The sequence below is a fragment of the Streptomyces sp. NPDC047886 genome, from assembly GCF_043204435.1.
In the GTDB taxonomy this organism is placed as follows: domain Bacteria; phylum Actinomycetota; class Actinomycetes; order Streptomycetales; family Streptomycetaceae; genus Streptomyces.
The window spans coordinates 1,208,482-1,228,181 of sequence record NZ_JBIDCF010000001.1 but is presented as its reverse complement, the minus strand read 5'-3'; the positions used below and the strand labels follow the sequence as shown (position 1 = coordinate 1,228,181).

Genomic DNA, 19,700 nt, shown 5'->3' with positions numbered 1-19,700 from the left:
GACCCCACCCACCCAACACCCGTCCACAGCGCGGCAGGACCCCACCCACCCACCAACCCACCGCAGAGCCCTCACCCCACCCGCCCCCGGGCGGCCGAGGGGCCGCCGGGCGGCGGGTCGCCGAGTTCCGCGAGTGCCGCCCGGGCCTTCGGGGCCAGCAGCGGCGAGAAGGACGGGTTGGTCCGCAGGGCCTCGTCGAGGTGGCGGCGCGCGGCCCCGTACAGCTGCAGCTCCCGTTCGATCTCCGCCCGGTGGTACGAGAACAGGGCGCTGCGCGGGCCCTGTTCCGTGGCTCGACGCGCGTACGGCAGGGCCTCCGCCGCCCGCCCGGCCCGCAGCAGCGCCCACCCGAGGGCGTCGGCCACCTCCGCCGACCGGTGCCCCCGCGCCCATTCGGCCCGCAGCCACGTCACCGCCCTGTCCGGCGTTCCGTGGTCCGCCTCGTACCGGGCCAGCACCAGCGACTGGTTCACCCCGTGCGCGGCTCCCTCGGCGGCCCGCGCGCGCAGCACCGCGTACCGCGCCTCGGCCTCCGCCACCCGGCCTCGGGACGCGGACCAGTCGCCCGCCTCCAGCGCGTACCGGGGCAGCGGCGCCGCCTTCAGCGCCGCCTCGTAGTCCCGCCCGGCCTCCGCAGGACGGCCGAGCGCCGCGAGCGCCCGCGCCCGGCCCACCAGGGACGGGGCGTGGCCGGGTACGAGCCGCAGCGCCGTGCCGTAATGGCGGGCCGCCTCCCGTGGCTCGCCCCGCTCCCAGGCGAGGTCCCCGAGGCGGGCCAGGCACGCGGCCTTCTCCGCCGGGCTCGCGGCGAGCGCCACGGCGTCCTGCGCGGCCGCCGCCGCGTCCTCCCGCCAGCCCAGGTCCCGGTACACCCGCGCGGCCCCGGTCAGCGCGGGCGCGCCCGAGCGCAGCTCCCGCAGCCGTTCGGCCGCCTTGCCGGCCGCCGCCTGGTCGCCGAGCCCGCCGTACGCGTCGATCAGCACGGGGTACGTCTGCCACCGGCGCGGCCGCTGCTTCGCGGCCGCCTCGCCCCAGCGTTTCGCGGCGCGGAAGTCGCCGCGCGCGTTCGCGAGGGCGCCCATGGCGAGCTGCGCGTCGACGTTGCCCTCGGCGGCCGGGTGCGCGGCCAGCGACCGCTTCAGGGCCCGCTCGGCACGCGGGAAGTCGGCCGCCCGGCCCGTGCGGGCGCCACGCTCCACGTACGCGGCGCCCAGCGCCGCCCAGGACGCGTCGTCGCCCGGGTGGGCGCGCAGCCACTTCTCCCGGTCCGTGATCAGCGCGGCCAGCTCGGGCAGCGATGCCTGCGCCCCCGCGTGCGCGGCCGCGACCGCCCGTGCGGCGGGGCCTGGGGCCGGCGGCGGCCCGTCCCCGGCGGGACCGCTCCCGCCGGGCCAGGGCACACCGATCGGCGCGTACAGCACGACCGCGCACGCCACCACCGCGCCCGCCCATGCGAGCAGCACCGTCTGGGACACCCGTTCCGTCTTCATGCCGCTCACTGTGCGTCGGTACGACGAGCACACCGGCCACTCGCGGGCCGTGTAGTGGACGGGTTCACACCGATGGCCCCGGGTGCGAGGCTGGGATCATGGACGAGCGTGACGAGCACGTACCCGCATCCGCACCCAGCCCCGCGCCCCCACCCACACCCACACCCACACCCGCGCCCACACCGGAACTCCTGACGCGGCTGCGTACGGGCCTCCCCGAAGACGCACTGATCACCGACCCCGACGTCACCGGCTCCTACTCCCGTGACATGGCGAGCTTCTGCCCTGCCGGAGCGCCCGCCGTGGTCGTGCTGCCGCGTACGGTCGAGCAGGTCCAGCATGTGATGCGTACGGCGACCGCGCTCCGCGTGCCGGTGGTTCCGCAGGGCGCCCGCACGGGCCTGTCCGGCGGCGCCAACGCCACCGACGGCTGCGTCGTGCTGTCCCTCACCAAGATGGACCGCATCCTGGAGATCAACCCCACCGACCGTATCGCCGTCGTCGAACCGGGCGTCGTCAACGCCACGCTGTCCCGGGCGGTCGCCGAGCACGGCCTGTCCTACCCTCCCGACCCGTCCAGTTGGGAGATGTGCACCATCGGCGGGAACATCGGCACCGCGTCCGGCGGCCTGTGCTGCGTCAAGTACGGGGTGACGGCCGAGTACGTGCTCGGCCTGGACGTCGTCCTCGCCGACGGCCGTCTGCTGTCCACCGGCCGCCGCACCGCCAAGGGCGTCGCCGGCTACGACCTCACGCGGCTGTTCGTCGGCTCCGAGGGCAGCCTCGGCATCGTCGTACGGGCCGTCCTGGCGCTCAAGCCGCAGCCGCCCGCCCAGCTCGTCCTGGCCGCCGAGTTCTCCTCCGTCAAGGCGGCCTGTGACGCCGTCTGCGCCATCATGGAGCGCGGCCACACCCCGTCACTCCTCGAACTCATGGACCGCACGACCGTCCAGGCGGTCAACCGGCTCGGCAGGATGGGGCTTCCCGAGTCGACGGAGGCGCTGCTGCTCGCCGCGTTCGACACCCCGGACCCGGCCGCCGACCTGGCCGCTGTCGGCGCGCTGTGCACGGAGGCCGGAGCGACCGGAGTCGTGCCCGCCGAGGACGCCGCGGAGTCCGAACTCCTCCTCAAGGCCCGCCGGATGTCGCTCACCGCGCTGGAGACGGTCTCGTCCGCGACGATGATCGACGACGTGTGCGTGCCCCGCTCGCGGCTCGCCGCGATGCTGGACGGTACGGCGGCGATCGCCGCCGAGTACGACCTCACCATCGGGGTGTGCGCCCACGCGGGCGACGGCAACACGCACCCCGTCGTGTGCTTCGACCACACCGACCCCGACGAGTCCCGGCGCGCCCGTGAGTCGTTCGACGCGATCATGGCGCTCGGTCTGGAGCTCGGTGGCACCATCACCGGCGAACACGGCGTCGGCGTGCTGAAGAAGAAGTGGCTCGCGCGCGAACTCGGCCCGGTGGGGATCGAACTGCAGCGGGGCATCAAGGCCACGTTCGACCCGCTCGGCATCCTGAACCCCGGCAAACTCTTCTGACCCAGGCTCCCACCGGCCCACCGTCCCCAGCCCCACCGTCCCCAGCCCCACCGTCCCCAGCCCCACCCGGCCCCACCGGCCGCGCCGGTCCTCGCGCGGGGCGAGGGCCCGCGCGTCACGCGTCTCCGTCCTGCGTCTCGTCGGAGGGCCGGAGGTCGCGCGGCCACAGGTCGTCGCGGCCGCCGGCCGTGCAGGCCAGCAGTTCGGCCAGCCCGTCGTCCAGGCCGAGCCGCTCCGCCTCCGTGCCCGGCGGCACCGCCCGCAGCGTCCGCTCCAGCCATGCCGACACCTGCGCCGACGGGGCTTCCAGCAGCGCGTCGCCGTCCGGCGACGACAGCGCCATCAGGATGACGTCGCGGCCCTCGACCTTGGTCGGCCAGATCCGCACGTCGCCGTGCCCGCACGGCCTGAACACCCCTTCGACCAGCAGTTCGCGGGCGAACGTCCAGTTCACCGGGTGGTCGGAGCCGATGTGGAAGGTGACGTGCAGCGCGTACGGGTCGGCGGTGCGGTACGACAGCCGGGCCGGAACGGGCACGCTGCGCTCCGGCGACAGGACCAGCTTCAGCTCCAGCTCGCGCTCGATCACGGTGTTGTTCCGCTCCATGGCTCTGCGTCCTTCCGCTACCTCGGTACGGCCCCGGAGCGGGCCGCACAGAACGAGAGCGGGTTCGACCGTTTTCATTACGCGACTTTCGCCGACAACTTTCTGTTACTTTGCGTGACAGTCGTGTGACCGGATGGTGCCCCTTGCCGAACGACCGGCCCGGGGGCCTCCGGCGGTCTGATAGATGTGGTGCCTTGAATTGAGGCCCTCGAGGAGATACGGGACCACGGTGATGAGCGCCCCAACCCCGGCAACCGGCGACGGCAGCCCCACGCCCGGCTACTACCCCGACCCGTCCATCCCCGGGTACGTCCGGTACTGGAACGGCGCGTCGTGGGTGCCCGGGACCAGCAGGCCCGCGCCCAAGGAGGGCGATGCCATGCCGGCGCCCCCGGCCGGGGCCATCCCGGCCCAGGCCCCCGCGCCGGCCGCGCCGAGCCCGGCCCCGACTCCCGCGCCGGCCGGGTCGCCGTCGCCCGCGCCCGTACGGGCCGTCGAGGAGACCGGGCCGGTCTTCTTCGACGAGGAGCCGCTCGCCGGGACCCAGTCGGAGCCCGGCCCCGCGGGCCGGCCGGAGCCCGCGGCCGCCTGGCAGGCCGACGTCTCGCGGCAGAGCGGGTTCGGTGGGGAGCGGGACGCCCGCGTCTCCTGGGGCGCCGACGCCCGGGACCCCCGCCGCCCGGCTCCCGCGGCCGACCCGACGGGCGGCGCGCTGCCCGGCGTACGGCAGGTGGGACCGGACCCGGTGCCCGAGCCCCGCCCGGCGCCCGCGCCCGGTGTCCCCGACGGCACGATGACCATCCGGCCGGGGGTGGCCCGGCCGGAGGCGCCGCACGTGCCCGCGCAGTCGCGCCCCCCGGCGCAGTCGGCGCAGTCGCCCGGCCAGCCCGGCCAGCCCGGCCAGCCCGCGCAGGGCAGTTCGCCGCAGCAGGCGCAGCAAGCACCGCAATCCAACCAGGCCCACCAAACTCAGCAACCCCACCAACCCCACCAACCCCACCAACCCCACCAACCCCACCAATCTCCCCAACCCCACCAATCTCCCCAACCCCACCAACCCCCGCAATCCCAGCAGGCGCAGCCGCTCGCGCCGCAGCCGGCGGCGGCGCAGTCCGCCCCGTCGGTGACGCCCGCCGCCGGCCAGGCGGCCCCGGGCGCGCCCGTCACCCCGGCCGCGTCCACGCCCCTCACCCAGGGGCCGGGCGGCGGTTCGGCCTCGTGGGCGCAGCAGGTGCACCAGCTCGCCCAGCCCGCGCAGGCCACTCCGGGGGGCGGGGCCGCCCAGCCGGGCCAGCCGGTGGTGCCGTGGAAGCCCCCGGTCGACGACCCGTTCCTGAGGGCGGCCCAGGCGCAGGCATCGGCCCGTCCGGCCGGGCTCGGGAAGCGGCTGGTGGCGCGGCTCATCGACACGGTGGTGCTCGGGGCGGCCGTCGGCGGCGTCTCCGCGCCGTTCGTCGTCAAGGCCCTCGACCACATCGACGGCAAGATCCAGCAGGCGAAGCTGTCGGGCGAGACGGTCACGGTGTGGCTCCTGGACGGCACGACGTCCACGTACCTGGGTATCGTGCTCGCCGCGCTGCTGGTGCTGGGCGTGCTGTACGAGGCGCTTCCCACCGCCAAGTGGGGCCGGACGCTCGGCAAGAAGCTGTGCGGCCTCGAGGTGCGCGACATCGAGGCGCACGAGCCGCCGACGTTCGGCGCCGCGCTGCGCCGCTGGCTGGTCTACGGGGTGCTGGGCATCCTCGTGATCGGTGTCCTCAACGTCCTGTGGTGCCTGTTCGACCGGCCGTGGCGCCAGTGCTGGCACGACAAGGCGGCCCGCACGTTCGTCGCGGGGTAGCGGTCCGGCTGCCTCGCGCGGCCGGCCGGGCCGCGTACCGCCCCTTCCCCCGAACGCACCTGAGCGGATGCGAGGGGGCATCGGGCGGGATGCACTGCCCTCATGAGCGACGAACCGCCGGCGTCCGGCCGGCCGCCCGAGGACGATCGGTTCCGCAAGCCGCCGCAGGACTCGTCGGAGCCTCCTCCGGCGCCGCCCCCGCCTCCGCCCGGCAGCGGAGGTCCGTACGGCGGGAGCCCCTACGGCGGCGGAAGCCCCTATGACGGCGGGGGCGGACACGGCGGCGGGGGCGGTTTCGGATACGGCGGCGCCGATCCGCTCGCCGGGATGCCGCCGCTCGCGGAGTCCGGGAAGCGGATCCTGGCGCGCCTCATCGACTGGCTCATCATCGCCGTGCCGCTGGCGCTCCTCGTCCTCCCGTTGAACATCTACCGGTGGACGACGGACGGCGACAGGAATGAGGGCTTCGCGGACGCGTGGCAGTCGGGCGGACAGTGGGGCGTCCAACTCATCGGGATCCTGGCGTACATCGGCTACGACACCTATATGACGCAGCGGAACGGGCAGACCTTCGGCAAACGCCTGATGGGTCTTCGGGTGGCCATGCTCAACGACGGCACCGTGCCGCCCACCAACGTGGCCCTGATCCGGGCCCTCGTGCTCTGGCTGCCGACGCTGATCTGCTGCGCGTGTCTGTGGCCCCTGCTGCTGCTCGTGCTGATCCTGGTCGACAAGCCCTACAAGCAGGGCCTGCACGACAAGGCGGCGAAGACCGTGGTGGTGTCAGCCACGCAGTGAGTGCTCAGCCACGCAGTGAGTGCTCACCCGCGCGGGCGCGCGGGCTGGGCACCCGGGCCGCCAGGCCGTCGTCCGTGCGGGCCGCACCGGACGTACGGGGCGCGTCGGCCGTCTGGGCCGGTGCCGCTTTCCGTGCCGCCCTCGCCCGTGCCGCCAGCGGCAGGACCAGGGTGACGAGGAGGCCCAGCAGGAGTCCGGCGACGGCGGTGACGGTGACACCGATGCCGGTCGTCGTGCGGAACAGCAGGAGCATGGCGACGGTCGAGCAGACGACGGTGGCCGAACCGTAGGCGAGCTGTGCGGCGGTCGGACGCGGCATGGCGGTTTCCGTCCCTCGAAGCAACGTGGAGCATCGGTTGGGGGTGTCTCGCAGCAACGCAGTCGCACTCTCCTGCGACTCTACGACGGTGGATGCCCGAGAGGAACCGGTAGTAAGCGTGACCTAACCCACGGTACCGGTGCATGGGGGGCGCACAGAATCACGGCCTATGCCAAATGGCCGGATCCGAGCGCCCGCTGGCGGGTTCCGCCGCTTGTTCCCTCCGCTCAGAACTCGTGTGGCGCACGGGGGAGGACCACAGCCCAGTGACGTACTTTTCCCGCTTCTCCCACCGGTCGGCGGCGCTGGCCGCCCTGGTGACCCTGACGACGACGGCCACCGCCGTGGTGACCCTGACGACGACGGCCGCCGCCACGGGCGCGGCCCCGCCCGCCGCCCCCCTCGCCCCCGCGGCCACCATCCCCGCCGCAGGGGACGCCCGCGACAGCCGCGCCCGGTACGGCGGCGGCCGTCACGGGGACGTCGTGGACGGCCCGTACAGTGCCCGTCAGGCGCTCCAGCGGCGTACCGCCCTGGAGCGGGTGCTGTCCGGCGCGGCGACGCCCGAGCGGCGGGGCGGGTCACGGGTCGTCAGGCTCGGTCCCGGCAAGTACGTCGAGCTGGGCCGGGAGCGTACCGACCGGATCCTCACGATCCTCGTGGAGTTCGGCGACAAGGTCGACGACACCACGATGTACGACCCGGACGGGGCGGCCGGTCCCAGGCCGCCGGTCCTCAAGTACGGCGGTACGCCCGGCCCGCTGCACAACCGCATACCCCGGCCCGACCGTACGCGGGACAACTCGACCGCCTGGCAGCCCGACTACGACCGGGCGCACTACCGGCGGCTGTACTTCGGCGAGGGGCCGGGCGTCGAGTCCCTCAAGACGTACTACGAGAAGGTGTCGTCGGGTCGCTACTCGGTGGAGGGCGAGGTCTCGGACTGGGTGAGGGTCGAGTACAACGAGGCCCGCTACGGGTCCAACTACTGCGGCGGCAACAACTGTCCCAACGTGGAGGACCTGGTCCGCGACGGGGTGGCCGCCTGGGTGGCGCGGCAGCGGGCGGACGGCTGGACCGATGCGCGGATCAGGGAGGAGGTCGCGCGGTTCGACGTGTGGGACCGTACGGATCACGACAACGACGGTGTGTTCGACGAGCCCGACGGCTATATCGACCACTTCCAGATCGTGCACGCGGGAGAGGACGGTTCGGCGGGCGGCGGGGCGCAGGGTCCGGACGCCGTCTGGGCGCACCGGGGTTACGCGTACGCCCGTGACGAGGGCGACACCGGCCCGGACGGCTTCAAGGCGGGCGGGGTGCCGATCGGCGACACCGGTGTCTGGGTCGGCGACTACACGATGCAGCCGGAGAACGGCGGCCTCGGGGTCTTCGCCCACGAGTACGCGCACGACCTGGGTCTGCCGGACCTGTACGACACGAACAACGTGCCCGGCGTCGAGAACTCGGTCGGCTTCTGGTCGCTGATGTCGTCCGGGTCGTGGCTCGGCACCGGCAAGGACGCGATCGGCGACCTGCCGGGCGACATGACCGCCTGGGACAAGCTCCAGCTGGGCTGGCTCGACTACGAGAAGGCGAAGGCCGCGACCCCGTCGAGGCACCGGCTCGGTGTCGCGGCGTACCGGACGGCGATGCCGCAGGCGCTGGTGGTGGAGCTGCCGAAGAAGACGGTGACCACCCCTGTCGTCACGCCGGCCCGGGGCGCGCGGCAGTGGTGGAGCGGCTCCGGGGACAACCTGTCGCACACCCTGGCCCGTACGGTCGATCTGACGGGCCGGTCGACGGCGTCGCTGGAGCTGGACGGCTGGTGGGACATCGAGAAGGACTACGACCACCTGTACACGCAGGTGTCCACGGACGGCGGCGCGAGCTGGCAGGCCCTCGACGGTACGGCCGACGGCGAGCCGATCACCCGTGACGGCGGTGGCCGGCCGGCGCTGACAGGCGTGTCGGAGACGTACCGGAAGCTGGTGTTCCCGCTGGACGCGTACGCCGGGCGGCGGATCGACGTACGGTTCCGCTACCGGACGGACGGCGGGGTGGCGGGCAAGGGGTTCGCGGCCGACGACATCACCGTACGGGCGGACGGCGTCCCGCTCTTCACGGACGACGCCGAGGACACCGCCGAGGACGGCGCGAGCGGGGACGGGGGCGGCTGGACGGCGCGGGGGTTCGACCGGGTGGGCGCGTCCGTCACCGGTGACCACCCGCAGTACTACATCGCCGAGAACCGCCGCCATGTGGCGTACGACCGCACCCTCGCGACCGGCCCGTACAACTTCGGCTTCGGCGCGCCGCTGAACCGGTGGGTCGAGCACTACGCCTACCGGCCGGGGCTGCTGATCTGGCAGTGGGACACCTCGCGGCGGGACAACAACGTGAGCGAGCACCCGGGCGAGGGCATGCTCCTGCCGGTGGACGCGCATCCGGAGCCGATGAGATGGTCGGACGGCTCACCGATGTCGAACAAGATCAGCCCGTATGACGCGGCCTTCGGCTGGTTCCCGCTGCCGGGTTTCACCCTGCACCGGCAGGACGTACCGACGCGGATCCCCCGACGTGCGGGCAATCCGGTCTTCGACGACCACAGGGGCGTCTACTGGTACGAGGAGAACAAGTACGGCAGCGTCAGAACCCGGGACACCAACACCCGTATCGCGGTGGTGGGACAGTCCCGGGACGGCTCCTCCGTCACGGTGCTCGTCGGCCCTTCGGCCAGGTGAACGAGGCGGACGCGGGCCCGGTCGGCTCCGTCCGCTATACGGACCGCGATGTCCACATAGGGCACTTGGCCTGTCCAAGTCAAGATCTGTCTTTTCGCGCGTAAGTCCGGTCGAATGTCGTCACTTGTGGCGCTGCACCGCACGCGGATAATCACTTGACCCCCCATCCGCGCCGGCGGTGCGCAGGGGAGGAAACGACAAGTGAACAGCAGACGACGGGCGTTCCGGGCGTCCGCGGTGATCGTGGCGCTCGCCGCGTCGGCCGCGACAGCGGGAGCCCTCACCACGGCCCAGGCCGACAACCGCCCGGATGCGGGCATCGAGCGCGTCGACCCGGCACCGGGCGCCGGGCACGACCACGGGAACGAGAAGGCGGCGGCGGTCGACCACGACCTCGAAGGCCCGTTCAGCGAGCGGCAGGCCAAGCAGCGCGAAGCAGCGCTGGAGCAGGTCCTGTCCGGGGAGTCCAAGGTGGAGCGCCGCGGCGGCTCCCAGGTCGTCAAGCTCGACAACAAGAAGTACGTCGAGCTCGGCCGGGAGAAGACCGACAAGATCTTCACGATCCTCGTGGAGTTCGGCGACAAGGTCGACAACGAGACCCTCGTCGACCGCAAGGACGACGACACCGACGAGCTCAAGCCGAAGTTCGGTGGCACGCCGGGCCCGCTGCACAACCAGATAGCCGAGCCGGACCGTACGAAGGACAACTCGACGGCCTGGCAGAAGGACTACGACCGCAAGCACTTCGAGGACCTGTACTTCGGCGAGGGCAAGGACGCCAAGGGCAACCCGAAGCACTCGCTCAAGACCTACTACGAGCGCACCTCCTCCGGCCGTTACTCGGTCGAGGGCGGCGTCTCGGACTGGGTGAAGGTCGAGTACAACGAGGCCCGCTACGGCTCCAACTACTGCGGCAACTCCAACTGCGCCAACGTCTGGGACGCCGTCCGCGACGGTGTGACCGCTTGGGCCGCCGACCAGAAGGCCAAGGGCAAGACGGACGAGCAGATCAAGACGGAGCTGGCCCAGTACGACAAGTGGGACCGCTACGACTTCGACGGCGACGGCGAGTTCAACGAGGCCGACGGCTACATCGACCACTTCCAGATCGTGCACGCCGGTGAGGACGAGTCGGCGGGCGGCGGCGCCCAGGGCGGCGACGCCCTGTGGGCGCACCGCTGGTACGCGTACGGCACCAGCGCGGGCAAGACCGGCCCCGAGAACAACAAGGCCGGCGGCACGCAGATCGGCGACACCGGCATCTGGGTCGGCGACTACACGATGCAGCCGGAGAACGGCGGCCTCGGCGTCTTCGCCCACGAGTACGGCCACGACCTCGGCCTGCCGGACCTGTACGACACGTCCGGCCTGCGCGGCGCGGAGAACTCGACCGGCTTCTGGTCGCTGATGTCGTCCGGGTCGTGGCTCGGCACCGGCAAGGACGCGATCGGCGACATGCCGGGCGACATGACCGCCTGGGACAAGCTCCAGCTGGGCTGGCTCAACTACGAGAAGGCCAAGGCGGCCACGGCGTCGACCCACAAGCTGGGCGTCGCGGCGTACAACACCAAGAACCCGCAGGCGCTCGTCGTGGAGCTGCCGAAGAAGAAGGTCACCACCGAGGTCGTGAAGCCGGCCGAGGGCTCCAAGCAGTGGTGGAGCAACATGGGTGACGACCTCAAGAACACCCTCACCCGCTCCGTCGACCTGACCGGCAAGGCCACGGCCCAGCTGTCGCTCGACGGCTGGTGGGACATCGAGGACGAGTACGACTACCTGTACGCCGAGGTCTCCACGGACGGCGGCGCCCAGTGGACCGCGCTCGCCGGCACCGCCGACGGCAAGGCCATCCCGGTCGACGCGGCCGGTGCCCCGGCGCTGACCGGTGTCTCCGAGACGTACAAGAAGCTCGTGTACCCGCTCGACGCGTACGCCGGCAAGAAGATCGACCTCCGCTTCCGCTACCAGACGGACGGCGGCGTGGCCCAGAAGGGCTTCGCGGCCGACGGGATCGTGGTGACGGCGGACGGCGCCCCGGTCTTCTCGGACGACGCCGAGGGCGACGACGCGGGCTGGACCGCGAAGGGCTTCTCCCGCATCGGCGCGTCCATCACGGACGAGTACCCGCAGTACTACATCGCCGAGAACCGCCAGTACGTGTCGTACGACAAGACCCTCAAGGTCGGCCCGTACAACTTCGGCTTCGCGGGCACCAAGGACAGCTGGGTGGAGCACTACCCCTACCAGACCGGTCTGATGATCTGGCAGTGGGACACCTCGCAGAAGGACAACAACACCGCCGCCCACCCGGGTGAGGGCATGATCCTCCCGATCGACGCCCACGCGAAGCCGCTGAAGTGGACGGACGGGACGCTGATGCGCAACCGCATCCAGTCCTACGACTCCCCGTTCAGCTGGTACCGCACGGACGGCATCACCCTGCACAAGGCCGGCGAGGCCGCGCGCATCGGCTCCCAGTGGGGCAACCCGGTCTTCGACGACCGCAAGGGCGTCTACTGGTACGAGGAGACCGCTCGCGCCGGTGTCAAGGTAACTGACACCAACACCCGGATCGCGATCGTCAAGCAGCCGCTGAACGGCCAGACGATCACCGTCAAGGTGGGTCCGTCGACCAGGTAATCGCATCACCGCAGGTCACAGCGTGATCGGCCGTCGCCCTCTAGCGGGCGGCGGCCGATCGTGTTTAGGTGCAGCGGACAGGTTCTTATTGACACACGTCTCACGGGGGAGCGGTTCGACATGCCCGGTGGAGGTTTCAGCAAGTTGCCGGGAGGCAGCGTGGTGGTCGCGCTCAGCCTGCCGAGTCCGGTCGTCGAGGGCGCCACGGTACGCATCCTCGTCCACGCCGTGAACCGGGCCCGCGCCCTGACCAGGCTGCGGAACCTCGGGCTCCGGGCGGTCTACCTGCGGGGCAACACCCACCCGCCCACCCCGGACGAGATCACGGCGGTGCTCCACCACCCGGACGGCCTGCTCTGGCGGACCAACCCGGGTCACGCCCAGGAGCTCTGGCACCCGATACGCGCCCTGCTCCGCCCGTAGCGGCCCGCGGCGGGCCCGCCCCGAGCCGTCGACGGCCCCGCAGCGGGCCCGTGGCGAGCCCGCGCCGGACGGGGCACCCGCGCCGGCCCCGGCGAGCCCGAGGGCCGCAGGCGGCAGTGCGCGGCGCCCGCCCGGTCCCGGTGAGCCCCCGAGGGCTACAGGCGGCGGCGTGCGGCGCCCGCCCGGCCCCGGTGAGCCCCGAGGGCCGCAGGCGGCGGCGTGCGGTGTCAGACGACCGGCTTGCCGCTCAGCTCCACGCCGGCCGCCCGCAGCTCCTCCAGCGCCTTCTGCGTCGTCTCCTCGGCCACGCCCGCCGTCAGGTCGAGCAGCACATGGGTGCGGAAGCCCTCGGCGGCCGCGTCCAGGGCGGTCGCGCGGACGCAGTGGTCGGTGGCGACGCCCACCACGTCCACCTCCGTCACCTCGCGCTCGCGCAGCCAGCCCGCCAGCGAGGTGCCGTTCTCGTCCACGCCCTCGAACCCGCTGTACGCGGCCGCGTACGCGCCCTTGTCGAAGACCGCGTCGATCGCGCCCGACGCCACGGCGGGGGCGAAGTTCGGGTGGAAGCCGACTCCCTCCGTACCGGCCACGCAGTGCACCGGCCAGGAGGTGACGTAGTCGGGGTGCTCGGCGAAGTGGTCGCCCGGGTCGACGTGGTGGTCGCGGGTGGCCACCACGTGCCGGTAGACGGCGCCGGCGGCCTCGCCCACGAGATCCGTGATGGCGGCGGCGACGTCCGCGCCCCCCGCCACCGCGAGGCTGCCGCCCTCGCAGAAGTCGTTCTGAACGTCCACGACGATCAATGCGCGGTGCATGGCGGTTGTCCTTCGGTGGTGGGGAGCGGTCAGCGGTCGTGCCGTCGGGGGGCGGGTCGGTGAGCGGGCCGGTCGGTCATGAGCGCTTCGGGGATGCAATCGAGCCTAGAGACTTCGCCCGCCGGGCGGGAGGGGGCGTCGCCTCCCGGGTGCACACGCGGCGCACGTGGTCAGGCGTGCTCCGTCAGGTACTCCGTGGCGATGACCGGCTCGCCCCGCGACAGCTGGACCGCCGACATCGGCAGCCCCGCGCGCGCCGCGATGTGCCGCGCGCGTGCGTCCTGCAGCGGTTCGCGCGCCACGACCTCGCCGCCCTTGACCAGCTGGACCGGCAGCTGCCGGTCCACCAGGTCCGCCGGTACGGGACCGGTGCCCACGACCTCCGCCTCGGCGACGCCGTCCGCGTCCGTCCGGCGGGCCGCCCACTTGCGGCCGCCGACCGAGACCTTGCCGCCGGACGACTTCTTCGCCACCGGCCGCAACGGCGCCGCCGGGTCGGCGGACTCCGCGCGGGCGACCAGCTTGTAGACCATCGAGCAGGTCGGGTGCCCGCTGCCGGTCACCAGCTGCGTCCCGACGCCGTACGCGTCGACGGGCGCGGCGGCCAGCGACGCGATCGCGTACTCGTCCAGGTCGGATGTGACGACGATCCGCGTGTCGCGCGCGCCCAGCTCGTCCAGCTGCTGCCGGACCCGGTGCGCGACCAGCAGCAGGTCGCCGGAGTCGATACGGACGGCGCCCAGCCCCGTCCCGGCGGTCTCCACGGCCGCCCGCACCGCCTCCGCCACGTCGTAGGTGTCCACGAGCAGGGTCGTGCCGCGCCCCAGGGACTCCACCTGCGCCCGGAACGCGTCCCGCTCGGTGTCGTGGAGCAGGGTGAAGGCGTGCGCGGACGTGCCCACCGTGGGGATGCCGTAGCGGAACCCGGCCGCCAGGTCGGAGGTGGAGTCGAAGCCGCCCACGTACGCGGCGCGGGCGGCGGCCACTGCGGCCAGCTCATGGGTGCGGCGGGCGCCCATCTCGATGAGCCGCCGGCCGCCCGCCGCCGCCGACATCCGGGACGCGGCGGCCGCGATGGCCGAGTCGTGGTTGAGGATCGACAGGATCACCGTCTCCAGCAGCACGCACTCGGCGAACGAGCCCTCGACGCGCAGGACGGGGGAGCCGGGGAAGTACACCTCGCCCTCGGGGTAACCCCAGATGTCCCCGGTGAATCGGTAGTCGGCGAGCCACGCGAGCGTCGGCTCGTCGACGATGCCGCGTTCGCGGAGGAAGCCGAGGACGGCCGGCTCGAAGCGGAAGTTCTCGACGGCGTCGAGTACGCGGCCGGTGCCGGCCACGACGCCGTACCGCCGGCCCTCGGGGAGGCGCCGGGTGAAGACCTCGAAGACCGAGCGCCGGTCGGCGGTGCCGCCCCGCAGCGCGGCCTGGAGCATGGTCAGCTCGTACTGGTCGGTGAAGAGCGCGGTGGACGGAACCGCCACCGGGAGCCCAAGGTCCGCAGCGTTCATGCCCGGATGCTACCCCGAATACTCGTCAGAGTGACGATTTCTCGTTCGGGTCCTCATCCCTCACTGATCGGCCCCGTTTGTGCGGTGCCTCACCCCGAGTGGCAGCATTGGGGGAGTGAGTGTTGCTCCCGTAGAGATCGAACGCACCGAAGCGGCAGAAGAGAGCTTCGCCGTCACCGAACCCGACGTGCCGTGGGTGACGATCGTCCACAACGACCCGGTCAACCTCATGAGCTATGTCACCTACGTCTTCCAGGCGTACTTCGGCTACTCAAAGGACAAGGCGCACAAGCTGATGCTCGACGTCCACCACAAGGGCAGAGCCGTGGTCTCCAGCGGAACCCGCGAGGAGATGGAGCGGGACGTGCAGGCGATGCACGGCTACGGACTGTGGGCGACGCTCTCCCAGGACCGCGGCTGATGAGCGGGCACTTCGAGGCCCTGCCCGGCGGCGGGGCGGCCGTCCTGCTGGACGAGGTCGAGATCTCCATCCTGCACTCCCTGGCCGTGCAGCTGCTGGAGCTGATCGGCCCCGGCGACGAGCCTGCCCAGGGCGAGGACCCGCTCGCCGCGCTGTTCCAGGACGGTCCGAGCGAGCCCCCCGCCGACCCGGCGCTCGCCCGGCTCTTCCCCGACGCCTACGGCGATGACGGCGAGGAGCTGCGCGCGGCGTCCGCCGAGTTCCGCCGCTACACCGAGAACGACCTGCGCGCCCGCAAGCGCGGCGACGCGCTCATCGTCGTACGGACCCTGCAGCGCCTCATGTCGGCCGGCGGGGACAGCGGCGGCGAGGGCCGGGGCGGGCCGGGCGGCGCGGAAGGGCCCGGCGGCGCGGAGGACGAGGGGCGGCGCCTGGAGCTCACCGCGGACGAGTCGCGCGGCTGGCTGGGCGCGCTCAACGACCTCCGGCTGACCATCGGCACCCGCCTGGAGGTCACCGACGAGGACGAGAACGGCGAGCTGTACCGGCTGCCCGACTCCGACCCGCGCAAGCCCATGGTGATGGCGTACCTGTGGCTGGGCGCGCTGCAGGAGACGCTGGTCGAAACCCTGATGCCGTAGCGCGTGTCGTGGGGTATGCGGCGGCAAAGCCGCAGGTAACGAGCGCACAGCGGGACCATCCGCTACATGCCTTCTACACCTTCTGACCGCGTTCGCTCAACGGACGCTCAAATCCGGATAACGATCGAGTCACCGCTCCTGGGGTTCTGTGCCCCGGGAGCGGTTTCAATTTCCATGCTGTGACCTGTGTCACATAACGATCAGCGAAACACGTGGTAAAACTTCGCAACTCCACAGCGGCTCACCCTGCCGTGCCCGTGGAGGGCTGGATCTTCCAGCGCGCACGACCTGTGGAACCCACGTCGTCCGAGTCCGCGGCCGGCGAGGGTGACACGTCGCCGATCGGACAACGGCGTTCGCTCAAAAACCCCGCACCCCTCTTCTGCTGCGCCACGCCCAGCAGGTCCCTGCGCCATTGAGGTAGTCAGATGTCACTCGACTCCATCACCGCAAGCATCGACAAAAACGTCAGCGAGTTCTTCGAGCCCATCTCCAAGTGGCTCGGCGAGATCGTCTTCTACTCGGTCCCGGTAGCCGGTACCGAGCTTCCGCTCATCGTCGCCTGGCTCGTCGTCGCTGGTCTGGTGTTCACGGGCTGGTTCGGGTTCGTCCAGTTCCGCAAGTTCCGGCTTGCGATCGATGTGGTCCGCGGCAAGTACGACGAGAAGGGGTCGGCCGGTGAGGTCAACCACTTCCAGGCCCTGACCGCGGCCGTCTCCGGCACCGTCGGCCTCGGCAACATCGCCGGTGTCGCCGTCGCCGTCTCCATCGGCGGCCCGGGTGCCACGTTCTGGATGATCCTCTGTGGTCTGCTGGGAATGGCCTCCAAGTTCGTCGAGGTCACCCTCGGTGTGAAGTACCGCGAGGTGCACGAGGACGGCACCGTGTCCGGTGGCCCGATGCAGTACCTCCGCAAGGGTCTCGTCGACCGCTTCGGTGAGGGCGCCAAGACGGCGGGCAAGATCCTCGCCAGCGCCGCCGCCGTCATGGTCCTGTTCTTCGGCCTCTTCGGCGGAAACCTCTTCCAGGCCAACCAGAGCTACAGCCAGCTGGCGTCCGTCACCGGCGGCGGCTCCTCCACCTACGCGCTGTTCTTCGGCCTGCTGATCGCCGCGCTCGTCGGCCTGGTCCTCCTCGGCGGTCTCCGCTCCGTCGCCTCGGTCACCAGCCGCCTGGTCCCGGCCATGGCGATCATGTACATCCTGGCCTGCCTGGTCGTCATCCTGACCAACGTCACCGCGCTGCCCTCGGCCGTCTCCACGATCATCACCGAGGCGTTCAGCCCGCAGGGTGTCGCCGGTGGTGTCATCGGCGCCCTGATCATCGGCTTCAAGCGCGCCGCCTTCTCCAACGAGGCCGGTCTGGGCTCCGCTCCGATCGCCCACTCCGCGGTCAAGACGAAGCACCCCGCGAGCGAGGGCCTGGTCGCCCTGCTGGAGCCGTTCATCGACACGGTCGTGATCTGCACCATGACCGCGCTGACCATCGTCATCGCGCGGCCGGAGAGCTGGCTGAAGGCCCGTGAGGGCGAGAGCATCGGCGGTGTCACCATCACGTCGGACGCCTTCGCCACCGTGATGCCGTGGTTCCCGTACCTGCTCACCATCGCGGTCCTGCTGTTCGCCTTCTCCACGATGATCACCTGGGGCTACTACTGCCTCAAGGCCTGGACGCACCTCTTCGGCCGCAGCAAGACCAGCGAGATCAGCTTCAAGATCCTCTACTCGGCCTTCGTGGTCGTCGGTTCGCTGCTGTCCCTGGGCACGCTGATCGACCTCGCCGACTCGGTGCTCTTCCTGCTGGCCGTCATCAACATCATCGGCCTGTACCTGCTGGCCCCGGTCGTCAAGAAGGAGCTCGACTCCTTCCTGGAGTTCGTCCGTCGCCGCAAGGCCGGCGAGGAGCCGGAGGAGCGCGAGGAGGAGCCGGTCAAGGCTCTCTGACCGAACCTCGGCACCACCGCACACCCGCAGTACAGTCCACCCGCACCGGGCCACCGGTGCGGGTGGACCCGTTTCCAGCCCCGTGCGCCCTCCGGCCCCGTGCGCCGTCGCCGCCCGTGCGCCCTCCGGTTCCGTGCGCCCTCCGGTTCCGTGCGCCGTCGCCGCCCGTGCGTCCTCCCCGCCCGTACGCCTCGCACGGCCCGCGCTGTTCGCTCAACGGACGTTCAAATCCGTATAACGATCCCGTCATGCACGCGTCCCTCATTTGTCATGGAGAGGGGCGTTTGTCTGCTTCTTGCTGTGGAGCGGGTCACAGTACGGTTCGCCGGACATGTGTGCGGCCGTGATAAATGTTCACGACCGCCCGGGAACGCCACCCATGTTCCCGGGGGCGCCACAGCCGGCCGACCGCCGGCGGCACTCCAGCCATGTCCGGGGGGATTCAGCGTGGAGAAAGGCGCACCAGAACCATGACCTCTCTGCAGGTCGACACAGACCACCGGGGCGACGCGGTCACGGGCGGCTCGGGCGGCTCGGGCGACCCCGAAGGCTTTGAAGGCCCCGAGGGCGAGGGCTATCAGCGAGGGCTCGGCGCCCGCCAGATCCAGATGATCGCGATCGGCGGCGCCATCGGCACCGGGCTCTTCCTCGGCGCCGGAAAGGCCATATCCAAGGCCGGCCCCAGCCTCATCCTGGCGTACGCGGTCGCCGGCCTCGTCATCTTCTTCATCATGCGGGCCCTGGGTGAACTGCTCATGTACCGCCCGGTCTCCGGCTCCTTCTCGGAGTACGCCCGCGAGTTCGTCGGGCCGTTCGCCGGGTTCGTGACGGGCTGGACGTACTGGCTCTTCTGGGTCGTCACCGGGATCACCGAAGTGACCGCGGCCGCCACCTATATGACGTACTGGTGGGACATCCCGCAGTGGATCTCGGCACTGGTCTTCACCGTCGTCCTGTACGCGGCGAACCTCATCTCGGTGAAGCTCTTCGGCGAGCTGGAGTTCTGGTTCTCCATGGTCAAGGTCACCGCCATCATCGGCATGATCCTGATCTGCGCCGGCATCCTCACCCTCGGGTTCTCCGACGCCGGTGACACCGCGTCGGTGACCCATCTCTGGGACGACGGCGGATTCTTCCCGACCGGTATCGGCGGCACGCTGATGACCCTTCAGATCGTGATGTTCGCCTTCCTCGCCGTCGAGTTGGTCGGGGTGACCGCGGGGGAGTCCAAGGACCCCGAGACGACCCTGCCCAAGGCGATCAACACCGTCCCGTGGCGCATCGCCGTCTTCTACGTCGGCGCGCTGATCATGATCCTGTCGGTCGTGCCGTGGAGCGAGTTCCAGCCGGGCGTCTCGCCGTTCGTCGCCGCCTTCGAGAAGATGGGCCTCGGCATCGGCGCCGCCGTCGTGAACTTCGTCGTCCTCACGGCCGCCCTGTCCTCCTGCAACTCCGGGATGTACTCCACCGGCCGGATGCTGCGCGACCTCGCGCTCAACGGCCAGGGGCCGAAGCTCTTCACCCGGCTGACCCGCTCGGGCACCCCGCTGATCGGCACCACGTTCTCCGCGCTGCTGATGCTGGCCGGCGTGTGGATCAACTACCGGTGGCCGGGCGACGCGTTCGAGAAGGTCGTCTCCTTCGCCACGATCTCCGGCATGTGGGCCTGGGTGATGATCCTCGTCTGTCACATCCGCTACCGGGCGAAGGCGGACCGCGGCGAGCTGCCCGAGTCCTCGTTCAAGGCGCCCGGCGCCCCCTGGACCAGCTGGTTCGCGCTGAGCTTCCTCAGCATGGTCGTCACGCTGATGGCCATCGACCCGGAGGCCAGGGTGTCCCTGTACTGCGCGCCCCTGTGGGCCGCCGTGCTCGGCGTCGCCTATCTGGTACTGAAGGCCAGGAACCCGGAGGGTACGGCGTTCCAGCGCCGCTGACCGGCCGCCCGCGCCGCCGCTCCGGCG

15 protein-coding genes are annotated in these 19,700 nt (G+C 71.6%); 10 read left to right on the top strand and 5 right to left on the bottom strand.

What is annotated here, in order from left to right:
- Positions 1–71 precede the first annotated feature (71 nt).
- The gene (locus ACGF5U_RS05370; protein WP_392713083.1) at positions 72–1,490 is read right to left on the bottom strand and encodes a tetratricopeptide repeat protein; all 1,419 of its coding nucleotides are present in this window, start codon (positions 1,488–1,490) and stop codon (positions 72–74) included.
- Between the two features lie 98 nt (positions 1,491–1,588).
- Here ACGF5U_RS05370 and ACGF5U_RS05365 point away from each other — a divergent pair, with 98 nt between their 5' ends.
- A complete protein-coding gene (locus ACGF5U_RS05365) occupies positions 1,589–3,037 on the top strand; it encodes an FAD-binding oxidoreductase (protein ID WP_392713082.1) in 1,449 nt (482 codons plus the stop codon).
- A 115-nt stretch (positions 3,038–3,152) separates the two neighbouring features.
- On the opposite strand, the gene ACGF5U_RS05360 is transcribed toward ACGF5U_RS05365, so the two are convergent.
- Positions 3,153–3,644, bottom strand: a complete 492-nt coding sequence (locus ACGF5U_RS05360) for an SsgA family sporulation/cell division regulator (protein ID WP_392713081.1) — start codon at positions 3,642–3,644, stop codon at positions 3,153–3,155.
- A gap of 232 nt (positions 3,645–3,876) precedes the next feature.
- Between ACGF5U_RS05360 and ACGF5U_RS05355 the strand changes: the two genes are divergently transcribed.
- On the top strand, positions 3,877–5,484 hold the full coding sequence (locus tag ACGF5U_RS05355) for an RDD family protein (RefSeq protein WP_392713080.1): 1,608 nt from the start codon (positions 3,877–3,879) through the stop codon (positions 5,482–5,484).
- Between the two features lie 102 nt (positions 5,485–5,586).
- Positions 5,587–6,282, top strand: a complete 696-nt coding sequence (locus ACGF5U_RS05350) for an RDD family protein (RefSeq protein WP_392713079.1) — start codon at positions 5,587–5,589, stop codon at positions 6,280–6,282.
- Between the two features lie 4 nt (positions 6,283–6,286).
- On the opposite strand, the gene ACGF5U_RS05345 is transcribed toward ACGF5U_RS05350, so the two are convergent.
- Entirely contained in the window at positions 6,287–6,601 is a 315-nt protein-coding gene (locus tag ACGF5U_RS05345; RefSeq protein WP_392713078.1) for a hypothetical protein, read from the bottom strand.
- Positions 6,602–6,867: 266 nt separating this feature from the next.
- Between ACGF5U_RS05345 and ACGF5U_RS05340 the strand changes: the two genes are divergently transcribed.
- The 3 genes from ACGF5U_RS05340 (at position 6,868) to ACGF5U_RS05330 (ending at position 12,408) form a co-directional block, all read left to right on the top strand.
- A complete protein-coding gene (locus ACGF5U_RS05340) occupies positions 6,868–9,345 on the top strand; it encodes an immune inhibitor A domain-containing protein (RefSeq protein ID WP_392713077.1) in 2,478 nt (825 codons plus the stop codon).
- 201 nt (positions 9,346–9,546) lie between these two features.
- Positions 9,547–11,985, top strand: a complete 2,439-nt coding sequence (locus tag ACGF5U_RS05335; protein ID WP_392713076.1) for an immune inhibitor A domain-containing protein — start codon at positions 9,547–9,549, stop codon at positions 11,983–11,985.
- A gap of 120 nt (positions 11,986–12,105) precedes the next feature.
- Positions 12,106–12,408 carry a hypothetical protein gene (locus ACGF5U_RS05330; protein ID WP_392713075.1) on the top strand — a complete coding sequence of 101 codons (303 nt, stop codon included), beginning with the start codon at positions 12,106–12,108 and terminating at the stop codon, positions 12,406–12,408.
- Between the two features lie 227 nt (positions 12,409–12,635).
- On the opposite strand, the gene ACGF5U_RS05325 is transcribed toward ACGF5U_RS05330, so the two are convergent.
- Positions 12,636–13,223 (bottom strand): isochorismatase family protein, encoded by a 588-nt coding sequence (locus ACGF5U_RS05325; protein ID WP_392713073.1) that lies wholly within the window; start codon positions 13,221–13,223, stop codon positions 12,636–12,638.
- Positions 13,224–13,393: 170 nt separating this feature from the next.
- Positions 13,394–14,734: a nicotinate phosphoribosyltransferase gene (locus tag ACGF5U_RS05320; RefSeq protein WP_392713072.1), complete on the bottom strand. Its 1,341-nt coding sequence runs from the start codon at positions 14,732–14,734 to the stop codon at positions 13,394–13,396.
- A gap of 106 nt (positions 14,735–14,840) precedes the next feature.
- Between ACGF5U_RS05320 and clpS the strand changes: the two genes are divergently transcribed.
- The 4 genes from clpS to ACGF5U_RS05300 all read left to right on the top strand — a co-directional run bounded on the left by clpS (position 14,841) and on the right by ACGF5U_RS05300 (position 19,673).
- Positions 14,841–15,155, top strand: coding sequence for an ATP-dependent Clp protease adapter ClpS (gene clpS / locus ACGF5U_RS05315; RefSeq protein WP_392713215.1), 315 nt, complete (start codon positions 14,841–14,843; stop codon positions 15,153–15,155).
- Positions 15,155–15,796, top strand: coding sequence for a DUF2017 domain-containing protein (locus ACGF5U_RS05310; RefSeq protein ID WP_392713071.1), 642 nt, complete (start codon positions 15,155–15,157; stop codon positions 15,794–15,796). Before clpS ends, ACGF5U_RS05310 begins: the two co-directional genes overlap by 1 nt.
- A gap of 428 nt (positions 15,797–16,224) precedes the next feature.
- Positions 16,225–17,739 carry an alanine/glycine:cation symporter family protein gene (locus tag ACGF5U_RS05305; RefSeq protein ID WP_392713069.1) on the top strand — a complete coding sequence of 505 codons (1,515 nt, stop codon included), beginning with the start codon at positions 16,225–16,227 and terminating at the stop codon, positions 17,737–17,739.
- A 470-nt stretch (positions 17,740–18,209) separates the two neighbouring features.
- A complete protein-coding gene (locus ACGF5U_RS05300; RefSeq protein WP_392713068.1) occupies positions 18,210–19,673 on the top strand; it encodes an amino acid permease in 1,464 nt (487 codons plus the stop codon).
- The last annotated feature ends 27 nt before the right edge of the window (positions 19,674–19,700 follow it).